This window comes from Nocardiopsis sp. TRM 82005, from assembly GCF_056312425.1.
The window spans coordinates 132912-147650 of sequence record NZ_JBWDTQ010000015.1; the positions used below are offsets into that span (position 1 = coordinate 132912).

Genomic DNA, 14739 nt, shown 5'->3' on the forward strand with positions numbered 1-14739 from the left:
TCTGACACCTGGGTCCGGTTGCCCTAGTGTTCCCCCGTGGCTAATCCAGTTCGTGAATTCCTCGGCGGTGTCGGTGTCCTGCTGCGCGGCTTCGCCATGCTGCTGCGCAAACCGCGCCTGTTCCTGCTCGGGGCCCTGCCCGCGCTGATCACGTCGCTGCTGTTCCTGGCGCTGTTCGTGGCCTTGGTGGTGAACCTGACCGGCCTGGCCGAGTGGGCGACCCCCTTCGCTGATGGCTGGGACCCCGTGTGGCAGGGCCTGCTGCGTGGGGCGGTCTCCGTCGCGGTCCTGGCCGGGACGCTCCTGCTGATGGTCGTGGCGTTCACGACGGTCACGCTGACCCTGGGCGCACCGATCTACGACAAGGTCACCGACCTGGTGGAGGAGGAGCTGGGCAACGCGCCAGAGGCTCCCGACGAGTCCCTGATGGCGTCGGTCCGGCGGGCGATCCGCCAGTCGCTGGCGGTCGTGGCGCTGTCCCTGCTGGTGATGGTGCTCGTGTTCGTGGTCGGTTTCGTCCCCTTGGCCGGTCAGGTGATCGGCCCCGTACTGGCCGCCGTGCTGGGCGGGTGGCTGCTGGCGGTCGAACTGGTGGCGAGCGCGTTCGACCGCCGGGGCCTGCTGACCATCCGCGAGCGGCACCGGCGCATGAGGACGCGGCGGATGCGGGTGCTGGGCTTCGCCGTGCCGACGTACTTCCTGCTGGCGATCCCGTTCGTGGCCGTCGTGGTCTTCCCCGCCGCCACCGCGGGCGGTGCGCTCCTCACCCGCGACCTGCTCCCGGCGGCCCCGGACCGGCCCACGCCCTAGGTCGTGTTTTTTGCATCATTTCGGGCTCGCGTCCACCGGGCTGCCTCTCGCTACGCCTCCGCGCTCGTGAAGCACGACCAGGCTGAACTTCGCACACCGTCTTGCGAGAGACGGCCCGGACGGCCGCTCACCGACCCGAAAGCCTTCTAAAAAACACTCCCTAGCGCAGGCCGGGGGAGCGGCGCAGCGCCGCGGAGATCATCCGCTCCACGAGCGTCGTGTAGTCCACGCCGGTGGCGCCCCACATCTGCGGGAAGGCCGAGGCCGGGGTGAACCCGGGCATGGTGTTCAGCTCGTTGACGAGGACCTCGCCGCCGTCGGTGTAGAAGAAGTCCACGCGGGCCAGGCCCTCGCAGCCCATCGCCTCGAACACGTCGGCGGCCATCGCGCGCAGCCGCGCCGTGGCCTCCTCCGGGATCCGCGCGGGGATGGTCAGGCTGCTCGTGGACAGGTACTTGGCCTCGAAGTCGTAGAAGTCGAAGCCCTCGGCCACGTGCACCTCGGCCGGGAAGGACACGTCGGGCGTCCCGCCGTCCTCGGCCTCCAGCACGCCGCACTCGATCTCGCGGCCCACGACCTGTGCCTCCACCAGCACCTTGGGGTCGTGCTCGCGGGCGGCCTCCACGGCGGCGACCACCTCGTCGGCGTCGGAGGTGTCCCCCACCTTGCTGATACCCACGCTGCTGCCCGCGCGGGCGGGCTTGACGAACACGGTGGCGCCCAGGGCGGCCACGTCGTCCAGCACCCTCTTGCGCTCGTTGCGCCACTGGCGGTCGGAGATGGGCACGAAGTCACTGGTGGGGATGCCGTTGCCGCGCAGCATGGCCTTCATGAAGACCTTGTCCATGGCGGCGGAGCTGGAGAAGACCCCGGCACCCGCGTAGCGCACGCCCATCATCTCGAACAGGCCCTGGATGGTGCCGTCCTCGCCGAAGGGGCCGTGCAGCAGCGGCAGAACGACGTCCACACCGGCCAGGCGCTCGGGGCCCCTGGCCGGGTCGACCACCATCAGCTGGCCCGCCGCGTCGAAGGGCAGGACCAGGTCGGCGCCGTCCTCGGGCACGGTCGGCAGTGCCCTGGTGTCGGCGTCGATGCGCAGCCGTTCCGGATCACCCGGGGTCAGTACCCAGTTGCCCGTGCGCGTGATGCCGACCGGCACGACCTCGTAGCGGTCGCGGTCGATGACGGACAGCACACTGCCCGCGGTGACGCAGGAGATCTCGTGTTCGGAACTACGTCCGCCGAAGACGACGGCGACCCGAATCTTGCGCTGCTCGGACGACATGCTGTCTGACCCTAACCTTTGGATGGAATCGAACCGGGAGAAACTATCCGCGTGTCACTTCTCGCCGAGGGCCGCGAGTGCGTCCTCGACGAGGTCGCGGGGGTCCTCCAAACCGATGGAGAACCGCACCGCACCCGGTGAGATACCCGCGGCCTCCAGTTCGTCACCGCTCATGTTGCGGTGGGACGTGGAGGCGACGTGCCCGGCCAGCGTGTGCGTGCCGCCCAGCGAGGCGGCGATGGTCGCCACCCGCAGCCGGTCGGCGAAGGCCATTCCGGCCTCCTTCCCACCGCGCGGGTGCACCGTCACGACCGCGCCGTACAGGCCCTGGTCGAAGAGCTTGTCCGCCAGCGACGCCTGGGGGTGCGACTCCAGGGACGGGTGGTCGACCCGTTCCACCAGGGGGTGCCCCTCCAGGGCGGCGGCGAAGGCCGCGGCGCTCTCGCACTGGCGCCGCACCCGCAGCGGCAGGGTCTCCAGGCCCCGGTGCAGCAGGTAGGCCTCGTCGGGGGCCAGGCAGGGGCCCAGGTCCACGCGCGCCGAGCGGATGCGCTCGGTCAGGGCGGGCGAGGCCACGGCCACGCCGCCGGTGGTGTCGCTGTGACCGCCGATGTACTTGGTGGCCGAGTGCACGACCACGTCGGCTCCGTGCTCCAGAGGACGGCACACGGCCGGGGAGGCGAACGTGGAGTCCACGACCAGGGCGGCGCCGGCCTCGCTGGCGATCTGCGCCAGTCCGGGCAGGTCGGAGACGGTCATGGCGGGGTTGGACAGCGTCTCGGTGAACACCATCCGGGTGTCGGGCCCCACGGCGGCGCGCACCGCGTCCAGGTCGGTGACGTCCACGAAGTCGGTGCGCACGCCGAACCGGCGCAGCAGTCCGTCCAGCAGCGAGTGGGTGTTGCCGTAGATGGACTGTGACGCCACCACGTGCGCGCCGGCCTCCGTCAGCGCCATGAACACCGTGCTGAGCGCTCCCATGCCCGACGCGAAGGCCTGTCCGCGCACCGGCTCCGGCAGGCCCGCGCCTTCCAGGGCCGCGACCCCGTCGGCGAAGGCGTCCACGGTGGGGCTGTCGATGCGGGCGTAGGAGTAGCCCTGCCGGGTGCCCGCGAGCACGTCCGCGTACTCCTGGGAGGTGTCGAACGCGTAGGTGGTCGTCCGGTGGACGGGCATGCGCATCGGACGCTCGGCGGGGACCGGCGCCGGCGGGAGGGAGACCGCGCGGGTGTACTCGTCCCCGTTCCCGGTTCCGGCGGCGACCCCTGGTGTGTGTGACATCGTGCTCGCTCTCAGACCCCGTAGCGCTCGGGCTTTGCTGTGCGCGCCATGAAGGCCGCGAGTGCCTCGGCGGGGCTCAGGTCGTGGTGCATCATCTTGACGACGGCCTCGGTGATCGGCAGGTCGACCCCGTTGGCCCATCCGAGTTCCAGGACGGACTCGGAGGACTTGACCCCCTCGGCCGTCTGCCTGGTCTCCGCGACGACCTGTTCGAGGGTCTTGCCCGCGCCCAGTTTCTCACCGAAGGTCCGGTTCCGCGACAATGGCGAGGAACATGTCGCCACGAGGTCACCCATCCCGGCCAGCCCGGACAGGGTGTGCTCGTCGGCGCCCAGGGCCACCGCCAGGCGTGTGGTCTCGGCCAGTCCGCGGGTGATCAGGGACGCCTTGGTGTTGTCCCCGAACCCCATGCCCTCGGCCACGCCCACGGCCAGCGCGATCACGTTCTTCATCGAGCCGCCGATCTCCACCCCCACCAGGTCGGTGCTGGTGTAGGGGCGAAAGTACGGGGCCTTGAAGAGCCCCTGGAGCCGCACGGCCGTCTCCTCGTGCGGGCAGGCGACCACGGCGGTGGCGGGCTGGCGCTCGGCGATCTCCCGGGCCAGGTTGGGGCCCGACACGACCGCGATACGCTCCTTCGGGTACTCCAGGACCTCGGCGATGATCTGGGTGACCCGCATGCTGGTGCCCAGCTCCACGCCCTTCATCAGGCTGACGACCACCGCGTCCTCGCGCAGGTGGGGGCGCCAGTCCGCGAGGTTGGTCCGCAGCGTCTGCGACGGCACCGCCAGCACCACCACGTGGGCCCGCTCCAGCGCCTTGGCGGCGTCGGTGGTGGCGCGCAGCCGGGGGTTCAGCCCGACCCCGGGGAAGTAGTCCGGATTCTCGGAGGTCTCATTGATCGCGTCGACGACCGAGGACCGCCTCCCCCACAGGACCACCTCGGTGGTGGGGCCGTCCGGGTTCCTCTCCCCGGCCAGGTCGGCCGCGTCAGCGATGATGTTCGCGAACACGGTGCCCCAGGAGCCCGCGCCGAGAACGGCGATCCTCACGTTGTCGGTATCCATCCGCTCCGTCATGCCCCCGTGCTGTTCTTTCCGTTCTCGTCGTCCGTGCCGGCCCCACCGCTGGCCGGGGTCCCGTCGCCCCCCCTGGTCCCGGCCTCCTCGGCACCGCCGGCGGCCTGCGCCTCCGCGTCACCCTGGTCGACCGGCTGTTGCGCGCGCCTGGCCTCGGCACGCGCCCTCTTGAGGTCGTAGGGGACCGCGGGCGGCTCCTCACCGCGGATCCCCGCCTGCAAGGCCGTGATCTCGGCCATGATCACCTCGGTGGCCTCCTTGAGGACCGTCCCGGTCAGCGGCTGGTCCCGGAACCGGGACAGGTCCACCGGCGGACCGGCCGTGAACTCCAGGCGCTTGCGGGGGAACAGGCTGGGCTTCTTCGTGCCGTAGGGCAGGATGTGCTGCTCGCCCCAGTGCGCCACCGGTACGACCGGCACGCCCGTGGTGAGTGCCAAGCGCGCCACACCGGTCTTGGCGGTCATCGGCCACAGGTTCGGGTCCCGGGTGCAGGTGCCCTCGGGGTAGAAGATCACCGACGACCCGTCGCGGGTGAGCGCCATCTCGGCTTCGTGGAGCGCCTTGATCGCGTCGGTGCTGCCGCGCTTGACGGGAATCTGGCCGGTGCTCCTGGCCACCGCGCTCACCACCGGGATGCGCATGATCGCGTCCTTCATCGTGAAGGTCGGCCAGCGGCGGGCACCGACGTAGAGGAAGTGGGCGACCGTCAGCGGGTCCACCAGCGACAGGTGGTTGGCGGCGATGATCACCCCGCCCCGGTCCGGAACGTGCTCGGCGCCCTTCCAGTCCGGCTTGGTGACGAACCACAGGACGAATCGGACGAACCGGGAGACGACCGCCTTCACCCACCGCGATTCTCGTTGCTTGGCCACGGGACTCCTCACTCCATCACTCCGGGCCCGTCCGGGCCACGCAGCACAACCGGTTCAGTCTAGGACGCGTTCGCAGGTATTTGCCCTGCTGTGCGTTGTATGGGCGGCACTCGCACCGCGGTTCGGGGCCCCGGCACGCCCCGGGGAACTCGCGCCGCGCCCTCCCCGACCGCCTACTCTCGTCACTGTCATGGCCGCATCGATGTCCCGGGGGAACCGTGACCGGCTTTGGAGAACTGGGCGGGACGCCGCGCCCCGGTGCGCGCTGGTCCCTGATCGTCCCAGTCAAGCACCTCGGCCGCGCCAAGTCTCGGCTGGCCCGGGCCGTGGGAGGCCGACGCGAGGATCTGGCGCTGGCCATCGCCTGTGACACGGTCGCCGCCGCGCTGGCCTGTCCCGGAGCGGCGGTGTTCGCGGTGACCGAGGACGCGCGCGCCGGCGCCGAGCTGGCCGATCTGGGCGCGGTGGTGGTCGGCGGCGAGCCCGGAACGGGACTGAACCCCGCACTGGAGCACGGGGCGGCGGTCGCGCGGCGGCGCCTGCCCGGTTTCGGGGTGTGCGCCCTGTCGGCGGATCTGCCCGCGCTGCGCCCCGAGGAGCTGGAGCGGGTCCTGGCGGCGGCTGCCCGTTACAGCCGGTCCTTCCTGCCGGACGCCCCCGGCGTGGGCACGACGCTGCTCGCGGCGACGCCCGGACACCCGTTCGCTCCGGCGTTCGAGGGGGCCTCGCGCGCCCGCCACCTGTCCGGGGGCGCCAGGGAGCTGGTGCTCCCTGGTGTGGCGTCGGTGCGGCGCGACGTGGACACCCCCGAGGACCTGCGCTCCGCGGTGGCTCTGGGGGTGGGGCCCAGGACGCGGGAGCTGTGGGAACTGGTGGACGGGGGCCCGTGCCCCCAGAACACGCCCTGACCCCGTCCGAGGCCGTGGCCCGAACGCTTCGGCACCGCGCACGGCCCGACGTCGCACTCTCCCAGCCTGGGACGCCTCTCGGCTCCAGGACCACGGAAGAGCGGCCCACGGCCCGTCTCCGGCGCCTGAGCAGCCTCTGAGCGGCTCGTCAGCCGCCCGAAAGACGTTCCGCCCGGGTCCCTTGGGGGACCCGGGCGGACTCGACCCGTCGCTGTGCTGTGGCGGGCTACTTCTTGTCGCCGTTGACCAGGGCCTTGAAGTCAGCGCCAGCGCGGAACTTCGGTACGAAGCTCGCGGGGACGTTGATGGTGGCACCGGTGGCGGGGTTGCGAGCGGTACGGGCCGCCCGCTCGGACTTCTCGAAAACACCAAAGCCTGTGATGGCGACCTTGTCACCCGAGGCCACAGTGGTCTGGATGGTTTCAAGCACAGCGTTGACCGCTTCGGTCGCGGTCTTCTTGTCTCCGAGACGATCGGAGATCGCGTCGATCAGGTCACGCTTGTTCATAAGGTTCCTCCGGTTCCCCCTTGCTCGCACGAAATTAGGGGAAACAGAGGCCCTTACACAAATACAAACGCCTGGGGACAGGGCGTGTCGGGGGTCGCCCCCACCTGCTGAGAAGCCTCGGAGGAGCCCTGGACCGGACCGGCGGTGCCTCCCAGTCCAGTCCCTTTTGGCCCCTTCTGTGAACCTCAAATGCCTACGTATAACCGGATTCCGGGCACCGGACACGCCGAACTTAAGGACAGAAGACCCGTAAGCGGCCGCTCACTCCAAGTGAAGGTAAAATATTTCTGGACCGGGGGTGTCCTGCGTCACACAGGGCACGAATCCCCGGCCCAGAAGCCGATCCGCATACGACTCGGTCTCTACAAGGTCACGGGCAGCCAGGGCTTGCGCGTGCCCTCGAACGCCCCGATGCCGTCCGTGTGGCGCAGGGTCAGTGCGATGTCGTCCAGGCCCTCCAGCAGCCGCCAGCGGGTGTAGTCGTCCAGCTCGAAGGGCTCCCGTACGCCCGCCTCGGGGGACCGCACCTCACGCTCGACGAGGTCCACGGTCACCTCGGTGGCCGGGTCGGCCTCGACGGCCTCCCACAGACGGTCGATGACCTCCTGCGGCAGCAGGACCGTCAGCAGGCCGCCCTTGAGCGAGTTGCCGCGGAAGATGTCGGCGAAGCGCGAGGACAGCACGGCCCTGAAGCCGTAGTCCTGTAGTGCCCACACGGCGTGCTCGCGCGAGGAACCCGTACCGAAGTCCGGCCCGGCCACCAGCACGGACGCGTCCTGGAACTCAGCACGGTTGAGGACGAAGTCCGGGTCGGACTTGCGCCACTCGGCGAACAGGCCGTCCTCGAAACCGGTCCGGCTGACCCGCTTGAGGTAGACGGCCGGGATGATCTGGTCGGTGTCGACGTTGCTGGCGCGCAGCGGCACGGCTCGACCGGTGTGGACGTCGAATTTCTCCATGGAGGTCTCTCCTTACGGGACGGCGCGCTACTGGGCGACCAGGTCGGCGGGCGAGGACAGGGTGCCGCGCACGGCGGTGGCGGCGGCGACCTGCGGCGACACCAGGTGGGTGCGCCCGCCGCGGCCCTGGCGGCCCTCGAAGTTGCGGTTCGAGGTGGAGGCGCTGCGCTCACCGGGCTTGAGCTGGTCGGGGTTCATGCCCAGGCACATCGAGCAGCCCGCCTCGCGCCACTCGGCCCCGGCCTCCTCGAAGACCTTCCCCAGACCCTCCTCGTTGGCCTGCTCCTTGACCCGCATGGAGCCGGGGACGACGAGCATGCGTACGCCCTCGGCGACCCTGCGGCCGCGGATGATCTCGGCGGCGGTCCGCAGGTCCTCGATGCGGCCGTTGGTGCACGAGCCGAGAAAGACGGTGTCCACCCCCACCTCGCGCATCGGCGTGCCGGCCTCCAGGTCCATGTAGGCCAGGGCCTTCTCGGCGGCGGCGCGGGCGGAGGGGTCCTCGAAGGAGGCGGGGTCGGGCACGGAGGCGTCCAGCGGCACGCCCTGGCCGGGGTTGGTGCCCCAGGTGACGAACGGGCTCAGCTCGTCGGCGTCCAGGACGACCTCGGCGTCGAAGTCCGCGCCCTCGTCGGTGCGCAGGCTGTTCCAGTGCTCGACGGCGGCGTCGAAGTCCGCGCCCCGCGGGGCGTGCGGGCGGCCCTTGACGTAGTCGAACGTGGTCTGGTCCGGTGCGATCATCCCGGCGCGCGCGCCCGCCTCGATGGACATGTTGCACACGGTCATGCGGGCTTCCATGGACAGGGACTCGATGGCCTCGCCCCGGTACTCGATGACGTAGCCCTGGCCGCCGCCGGTGCCGATCTTGGCGATGACCGCGAGGATGATGTCCTTGGCGGACACACCCGGGTTGAGCTGGCCGTTCACGGTGACGGCCATGGTCTTGAAGGGTGCCATCGTCAAGGTCTGGGTGGCCAGGACGTGCTCGACCTGGCTGGTACCGATACCGAAGGCCAGAGCGCCGAACGCCCCGTGGGTACTGGTGTGGCTGTCGCCGCAGACGATGGTCATGCCGGGCTGGGTCAGGCCCAGCTGGGGACCGACCACATGCACGACGCCCTGGTCGATGTCGCCCATCGGGTGCAGGCGCACGCCGAAGTCGGAGCAGTTCTTGCGCAGCGTCTCGACCTGTTTGCGTGAGACCGGGTCGGCGATGGGCGCGAGGAGGTCCTGGGTGGGAACGTTGTGGTCCTCGGTGGCGATGGTCAGGTCCGGCCGGCGCACGGACCGACCGGCCAGGCGCAGCCCCTCGAAGGCCTGGGGGCTGGTCACCTCGTGAACGAGGTGGAGGTCGATGTAGAGCAGGTCCGGCTCGCCGTCGGCACGTCGGACGACGTGCTCCTCCCAGACCTTCTCGGCCATCGTGCGTGCCATGGGCGGTCGCCTCTCTCATGGTCGTCTCGGGCGCGTCCCGTGTGGGAGCCCTGCGCTGTCTGCGGCTCGACTTGCATTCCATATTTCGAGACGGCAATATCAAGCCATGGACAACTCTAGCTCATCCAGCGGCGTCGGTGTTCTGGACAAGACAATGTCCGTCCTCGACGCCCTGGAGTCGGGACCGGCGTCCCTGGCCCAGTTGGTACAGATCACCGGACTGGCCCGGCCGACGGCCCACCGTCTCGCCGTGGCGCTCGAACGGCACCGCATGGTCACCCGCGACAGCCAGGGGCGCTTCGTCCTGGGCCCGCGCCTCGGCGAGCTCTCCATCGCCACCGGCGAGGATCGGCTGCTGGCCGTGGCGGCCCCCGTGCTGGTGCAGCTGCGCGACCTGACCGGGGAGAGCGCCCAGCTCTACCGCCGCCAGGGCGACCTGCGGGTGTGCGTGGCCGCCTCCGAGCGCAGCAGCGGCCTGCGCGACACGGTGCCGGTCGGCAGCGAACTGCCCATGAACGCCGGTTCGGCCGCCCAGGTGCTGCTCGCCTGGGAGGACTCCGACCGGATCCGCCGCTCCCTGGTGGGGGCCCGCTTCACCGCGGCCAGCCTGGCCCAGGTGCGCCGCCGCCGGTGGGCCCAGAGCGTGGCCGAGCGCGAGCAGGGCGTGGCGTCGGTGTCGGCTCCGGTGTCCGGCCCCGGCGGGCGCGTGATCGCCGCCGTGTCGGTGTCCGGCCCGATCGAGCGGCTGACCCGTTCCCCGGGGCGCATCCACTCACAGGCGGTGCTGTCGGCCGCGGAGAAGATCAGCGAGTCCCTGCACACCTACGAGGGCGCCCGCTGAGGAACGGCGTGGGGACGGAAGCGGAGCGGGAACGGGCCCCGGGACGGGTGCGCGGGGTCAGGCGCCGACCAGGTCCATCGGCGACCTCGCCGCGATCGTCGCGGTCCTCGCCGTCCCGCCCGGCGCCGCGACGGTGAACTCACTCTCAGGCGACAGGGCGATCATCCCCAGCCAGTCGCGCACGGTCATCCCGGGCATCAGCTCGGTGGTCTCCCCGTCCTCGTCTCCGCCGCCCTCCATGACCAGTGCGTGAATACCCTTGGTCACCGTGGCGAGCACCACCGGGTGCGAAAAGGAGTCCAGCCGGCGGAACACGTCGACGGCCTCGTTCCTCGGCGAGCACACGAAAACGGTGTACTTTCCGCCCGCGTCGCACACCTGTGGGTTCACGAGAAGGTAGCGAATGAACTCCGGGTTCGCGCGGGCGTGCTCCGCCAACTGACTCGCTATACGCCGCACGTCCGAACCGTCGGAATGGAGTACCAGGTTCAGCCGGACCGCCTTGAAGTTCCTCAGGCCCCAATCGATCTCGGTCATCTCGTCCCTGGTGGGCCAGTTCAGGCCGTCGTCGAGGTCGATCCCCCGCAGCCATTCGTTGACCTCGGGCCACAGCCAGACGAGCGAGCGCCCCACCACCGCCTCGGGAGGCGGGAAGGGCACGCCGTCATGCCTTTGGCCGTGAACCCACTGGGTGACGTTCTGACGTGTCCGTGCGGTGAGTTCGGCGATGTCCGAGATTCCGACCATCTCCCGGTCGAGTCGAACGATCCTCATCGACGGAACGAGTTTGTAAGCGCGCTTCACCACCGAAAGCGCGGCGGTGACGGCGTTCTTCCCCTCTCCGGACACGGACATCCGGGGAACACCGTGGAAAGTGGAGACGAGCGCTCCCAGGTCTTCGCTGAGGGACTGGACCGCGTCATGGTCGTCCAGGGAAATTCCGTCCAGAACGAACACGAACTCGTACTCGTACTCGTACACAGCGCGGTCCTCCTTCCACGGCGCCGACGCACACGGCTCCGGGCGAACCTCTTGTTCGCTGAGCCTCCAGCATCACATCCGCCGTTGACATACGTCAACAAGGTCGAGCGTATCCGAGCTCACGCCAGACGTGCGTGCCCTAGCCGCGCGAACCGCGGGGGCCCCGACGCGGATCGTCCTCGGGCAGCGGGCAGCGCCTCGTCTGCCGACGGATACGGCGGGCCTCCCGGCCCGCGTTCCTGGGCGTTCCGGACACCTGCAACATGGAGCACCCGCAACCGCAGTACAGGCGCCCCCAGTGCCCCTCCTTGCGGAGCGTCCATCCCAGCTTCGTCAGTTCCTTGAGCAGCTCACGCATCTCCTTGTCGGCATGGTCCGCGGGGCTGATCTCCCTGCCCGTCACCCGTACGCTCCCCGCAGGAGACGGGCACGGGGCCAAAGGCCGGCATCCGGCAAAGCTGAACCCACTCTCCAGACGTTCCTACGGGGGACGGGAGTCCGGGGGCACTGTCCTCATCAGCATCCCAGAAGGGCGACCGCTCCACCAAGGGAATGCCCCCACAAGCCGCCGCGGGACCGAGGGCGATGACGCCGGCGCAGGCACCCGGGGAGAGCGGCGCGGCGTGGGCACGGGCCGCGAAAACACGAAAGGCCCCATCCCGAAGGATGGAGCCTCACTGGTACCCCCGAGCGGATTCGAACCGCCGTTACCGCCTTGAGAGGGCGGCGTCCTAGGCCACTAGACGACGGGGGCCGGACTGGTCTGAGCGAAACGCGAACGCGATACCCGCCCGAACCGGGTGCCGATGGCGCGCACCGGCCAGAAAGAAGGCTCCCACACGGTGGGAGCCCCTCCCTGTTCGTACCCCCGAGCGGATTCGAACCGCCGTTACCGCCTTGAGAGGGCGGCGTCCTAGGCCACTAGACGACGGGGGCGCGTGCGGGCCTTGGGCCCGTACTGCTCGCGGCTGACCGCGAACCTGCGCTGGGCTACCAGGACTCGAACCTAGACTAACTGAACCAGAATCAGTCGTGCTGCCGATTACACCATAGCCCAATGTCTTGTGAGGACCGGTCCGCTTTCGCTTCCCTGTCCCCTCGGCGACGTGGATAACTCTAGCGGACATTCGGAGTAGTCGCGAACCGAAATCGGGGTGGCCGGCCTGTGGCTCCGGCCACCCCCCGGTCTCAGGCCCCGGCGGCGTCCTCACGGGCGCCCAGCTTCTCCAGGGCGGCCGCCAGCCGCGCCTGGACATGTTCGCGGCCGAGCAGCTCCAGCGACTCGAACAGCGGCAGGCCGACGGTGCGGCCGGTGACCGCGACACGCACGGGCGCCTGTGCCTTGCCCAGCTTCAGGCCCAGCGACGCGCCGACCTCCTCGGTGGCGGACTTGAGCTCCTCGGCGTTCCACGGCAGCCCGGGGTCGGCGAAGCGGGCCAGGGCGGCCTGCAACATCTCCCGGCCCACGCCCGGCTTCATCGCCTTGGACCAGCTCTTCTCGTCCTCCACGGGCTCCTTCAGGAACAGGAAGTCCACGTTCGGCACGATCTCGCTGAGTACCGCCACACGGCTCTGTGCGAGCGGGGCGACGGAGGCGAAGGCCCCGGGGTCGTAGTCGGCCGGGTCCCACGGGACGTCGTCGCCGGTCAGCCACGGCTGGCAGCGCTCGACGAACTCGTCGACGGAGAGCGCGCGGACGTACTCGCCGTTGAAGGCGCGCAGCTTCTTCTCGTCGAAGAAGGCGCTGGAGCTGTTGACGTCGGAGATGCGAAACAGCGGCTGCATCTGCGACCACGGCATGATCTCGCGGTCGTCGCCCGGCGCCCAGCCCAGCAGCATGAGGTAGTTGACCATCGCCTCGGGCAGGTAGCCCTCCTCCTGGTAGGACTCCAGGGCGACCTTGTCGCGGCGCTTGGACAGCTTCTTGCGCTGCTCGTTGACGATGACCGGAAGGTGCGCCCACACCGGCGGGGCCAGGCCCAGCGCCTCCCACAGCAGCTGCTGCTTGGGGGTGTTGGACAGGTGCTCCTCGCCGCGGATGACGTGGGTGATGCGCATCTCCACGTCGTCGACGACGTTGGCCAGCACGAACAGCGGCGAGCCGTCGGCACGGGCGATCACGAAGTCCTCGATGGAGGAGTGCTCGAACTCCACCCGGCCGCGGATCTGGTCGTCCACGACCGTGGGGCCGCCGTCGGGCACGCGGAAGCGCAGCGCCCGGCCCGGACCGGACGCCAGGTTGCGGTCGCGGCAGAACCCGTCATAGCCCAGGTTGGGATTGTCGCGCCGCTCCTGCACCTGCTCCCGGGTGCAGTCGCAGTAGTAGGCGCGGCCGTTCTTGTGCAGCTCCTGCGCGGTCTCCCGGTGCTTGTCGGCGTAGTCCGACTGGAAGTAGGGCCCCTCGAAGTGCGGGTCGTCCTCGTTGATGCCGAGCCAGGCCAGCGCGCGGACGATGCCCTCGGTCCATTCGGGGCGGTTGCGGGCGGCGTCGGTGTCCTCGACGCGCAGCACCATGCGGCCCTCGGGCTGCTGCTGTGCCAGCGCCCAGTTGAACAGGGCGGAGCGTGCGCCACCGACGTGGAACATGCCCGTGGGGGACGGGGCGAAGCGGGTACGAATCGAAGTCTCAGTCACGAGCCCAGGGTATCCGCGGTGCGCGAGGACCCGTGGAAATCCGCTGGTCTCCGCCCCGCCCTCTGCTGGACCCCGGACCCGGCGGGACGGCTCACGACGGCGCAGGGAGGCGCTGAGGGGCCGCGGGGCGGGAAGCCGCGGACAGGAGTCCTCCCGGCCGTGCCCCCGCTCACTCCCCGGCGGTCTCCGGCACCGAGGGCAGCGGACTGGCTTCACCGATCCCGTACTCGTCGGCCAGGACTTCGGCGAACGCGGCGGCGATCTTGACCTCTCCCTCCGCGTTGGGGTGGGTGCCGTCGTAGGTGTCGCCGGACACGTCCCAGTCCCCGCCGTTCGCGACGTCCAGGCTGATCACCGGCGACTCCTCGGTGGACATGTCGGCGGCGACCTCGCGGACCAGCACGTTGTAGGCGTACAGGCGCAGGGCGAACCCCTCGTCGGAGTCGGCGAGGGCGATGGGCAGGGCCTCGGCCAGCACCACGCGCAGGTCCGGGTTGCTCTCGCGGGCGGACTCCACGTAGCCGCGCAGGCGGTACTCCATCTCCTCCATGGAGACCGGCCACAGCAGGTCGTTCACGCCGAGCATGACGCACAGCACGTCGGGTTCGTGGACGCGGACCTCCTCCTGGATGGAGGCCGCGGCGTCACGGAGGGTGCGCCCCCACAGGGCGTTGTGATCCTGGTCGAAGTCGGGGTCACGGTACTCGGCGGTGTCCGGAGCACCGTCCGCGCCGTCCTCCTGGTAGTCCTCGGCGGTGTCGCCGGGGCTCGGTGTGCCCTCGTCCCCGGTGGTGGGCACCGGAAAGATCATGTCCCGGCTGGCGGGATCGGTGTAGGGGCCGACGAAGTCCAGCCCCTCCACCTGTGAGTGGAGGTGGTTCCACAGGTGGTAGCGCCAGGTCCGGTCGCCGTTGGCGCCCTGGGTCATCGAGTCGCCGGCCAGCATGATGCGGCGCGGTTCCATCACGGGTGCCTCCGCCTCCGTTTCCGTGTCGGTGCCGCCGTCGGCGCGCACGGCCGTCCAGTAGACGGATCCTGCGGCCATGAGAACGAGGGCGAGCGCACTGGTGAGGACCAGGAGGCCGGTGCGGCGTCGTCGGGGGATGATCACGTGCTGCCTTCCACTCCTTCACGGGGCCGGCGGCGC

The 14739-nt window shown here is 70.2% G+C and carries 14 protein-coding genes and 3 tRNA genes; 3 read left to right on the forward strand and 14 right to left on the reverse strand.

The window, feature by feature from the left end; translation table 11 throughout:
• The first annotated feature begins 36 nt into the window (after nt 1-36).
• Nucleotides 37-810 (forward strand): EI24 domain-containing protein, encoded by a 774-nt coding sequence (locus tag AC0T5L_RS12090; RefSeq protein ID WP_476165527.1) that lies wholly within the window; start codon nt 37-39, stop codon nt 808-810.
• Between the two features lie 160 nt (nt 811-970).
• On the opposite strand, the gene AC0T5L_RS12095 is transcribed toward AC0T5L_RS12090, so the two are convergent.
• Genes AC0T5L_RS12095 through AC0T5L_RS12110 form a run of 4 tightly spaced genes read right to left on the reverse strand, consistent with a single transcriptional unit; the run spans nt 971 to nt 5327 of the window.
• Nucleotides 971-2095 (reverse strand): D-alanine--D-alanine ligase family protein, encoded by a 1125-nt coding sequence (locus AC0T5L_RS12095; RefSeq protein WP_476165528.1) that lies wholly within the window; start codon nt 2093-2095, stop codon nt 971-973.
• Between the two features lie 54 nt (nt 2096-2149).
• Entirely contained in the window at nt 2150-3376 is a 1227-nt protein-coding gene (locus AC0T5L_RS12100) for a trans-sulfuration enzyme family protein (protein ID WP_476165529.1), read from the reverse strand.
• 11 nt (nt 3377-3387) lie between these two features.
• A complete protein-coding gene (locus tag AC0T5L_RS12105) occupies nt 3388-4443 on the reverse strand; it encodes an NAD(P)H-dependent glycerol-3-phosphate dehydrogenase (RefSeq protein WP_476165530.1) in 1056 nt (351 codons plus the stop codon).
• 8 nt (nt 4444-4451) lie between these two features.
• Entirely contained in the window at nt 4452-5327 is an 876-nt protein-coding gene (locus AC0T5L_RS12110) for a lysophospholipid acyltransferase family protein (protein ID WP_476165531.1), read from the reverse strand.
• Nucleotides 5328-5545: 218 nt separating this feature from the next.
• Here AC0T5L_RS12110 and cofC point away from each other — a divergent pair, with 218 nt between their 5' ends.
• On the forward strand, nt 5546-6235 hold the full coding sequence (cofC, locus tag AC0T5L_RS12115) for a 2-phospho-L-lactate guanylyltransferase (protein ID WP_476165532.1): 690 nt from the start codon (nt 5546-5548) through the stop codon (nt 6233-6235).
• 226 nt (nt 6236-6461) lie between these two features.
• Here cofC and AC0T5L_RS12120 read toward each other — a convergent pair whose 3' ends face one another.
• The 3 genes from AC0T5L_RS12120 to leuC all read right to left on the reverse strand — a co-directional run bounded on the left by AC0T5L_RS12120 (nt 6462) and on the right by leuC (nt 9136).
• Complete coding sequence (locus tag AC0T5L_RS12120; RefSeq protein ID WP_017576946.1) at nt 6462-6743, reverse strand: HU family DNA-binding protein; 282 nt, start codon at nt 6741-6743, stop codon at nt 6462-6464.
• Nucleotides 6744-7105: 362 nt separating this feature from the next.
• Nucleotides 7106-7702, reverse strand: a complete 597-nt coding sequence (gene leuD / locus AC0T5L_RS12125) for a 3-isopropylmalate dehydratase small subunit (protein ID WP_476165533.1) — start codon at nt 7700-7702, stop codon at nt 7106-7108.
• A 27-nt stretch (nt 7703-7729) separates the two neighbouring features.
• Nucleotides 7730-9136 (reverse strand): 3-isopropylmalate dehydratase large subunit, encoded by a 1407-nt coding sequence (leuC, locus tag AC0T5L_RS12130; RefSeq protein WP_476165534.1) that lies wholly within the window; start codon nt 9134-9136, stop codon nt 7730-7732.
• A gap of 154 nt (nt 9137-9290) precedes the next feature.
• Here leuC and AC0T5L_RS12135 point away from each other — a divergent pair, with 154 nt between their 5' ends.
• Nucleotides 9291-9977 carry an IclR family transcriptional regulator gene (locus tag AC0T5L_RS12135; RefSeq protein WP_073704528.1) on the forward strand — a complete coding sequence of 229 codons (687 nt, stop codon included), beginning with the start codon at nt 9291-9293 and terminating at the stop codon, nt 9975-9977.
• Between the two features lie 57 nt (nt 9978-10034).
• Here the strand turns inward: AC0T5L_RS12135 and AC0T5L_RS12140 are convergent, their stop codons facing one another.
• The 7 genes from AC0T5L_RS12140 to AC0T5L_RS12170 all read right to left on the reverse strand — a co-directional run bounded on the left by AC0T5L_RS12140 (nt 10035) and on the right by AC0T5L_RS12170 (nt 14703).
• Nucleotides 10035-10958: a helix-turn-helix transcriptional regulator gene (locus AC0T5L_RS12140; protein WP_476165535.1), complete on the reverse strand. Its 924-nt coding sequence runs from the start codon at nt 10956-10958 to the stop codon at nt 10035-10037.
• 139 nt (nt 10959-11097) lie between these two features.
• The gene (locus tag AC0T5L_RS12145) at nt 11098-11361 is read right to left on the reverse strand and encodes a hypothetical protein (protein WP_476165536.1); all 264 of its coding nucleotides are present in this window, start codon (nt 11359-11361) and stop codon (nt 11098-11100) included.
• A gap of 275 nt (nt 11362-11636) precedes the next feature.
• Nucleotides 11637-11712 (reverse strand) — tRNA-Glu (locus AC0T5L_RS12150).
• Nucleotides 11713-11821: 109 nt separating this feature from the next.
• Nucleotides 11822-11894: transfer RNA gene (locus tag AC0T5L_RS12155), tRNA-Glu, on the reverse strand.
• A 49-nt stretch (nt 11895-11943) separates the two neighbouring features.
• Nucleotides 11944-12015, reverse strand: a tRNA-Gln gene (locus AC0T5L_RS12160).
• A 131-nt stretch (nt 12016-12146) separates the two neighbouring features.
• Nucleotides 12147-13592, reverse strand: a complete 1446-nt coding sequence (gene gltX / locus AC0T5L_RS12165; RefSeq protein ID WP_476165537.1) for a glutamate--tRNA ligase — start codon at nt 13590-13592, stop codon at nt 12147-12149.
• A gap of 169 nt (nt 13593-13761) precedes the next feature.
• Nucleotides 13762-14703: a GDSL-type esterase/lipase family protein gene (locus tag AC0T5L_RS12170; RefSeq protein WP_476165538.1), complete on the reverse strand. Its 942-nt coding sequence runs from the start codon at nt 14701-14703 to the stop codon at nt 13762-13764.
• Nucleotides 14704-14739 lie beyond the last annotated feature (36 nt).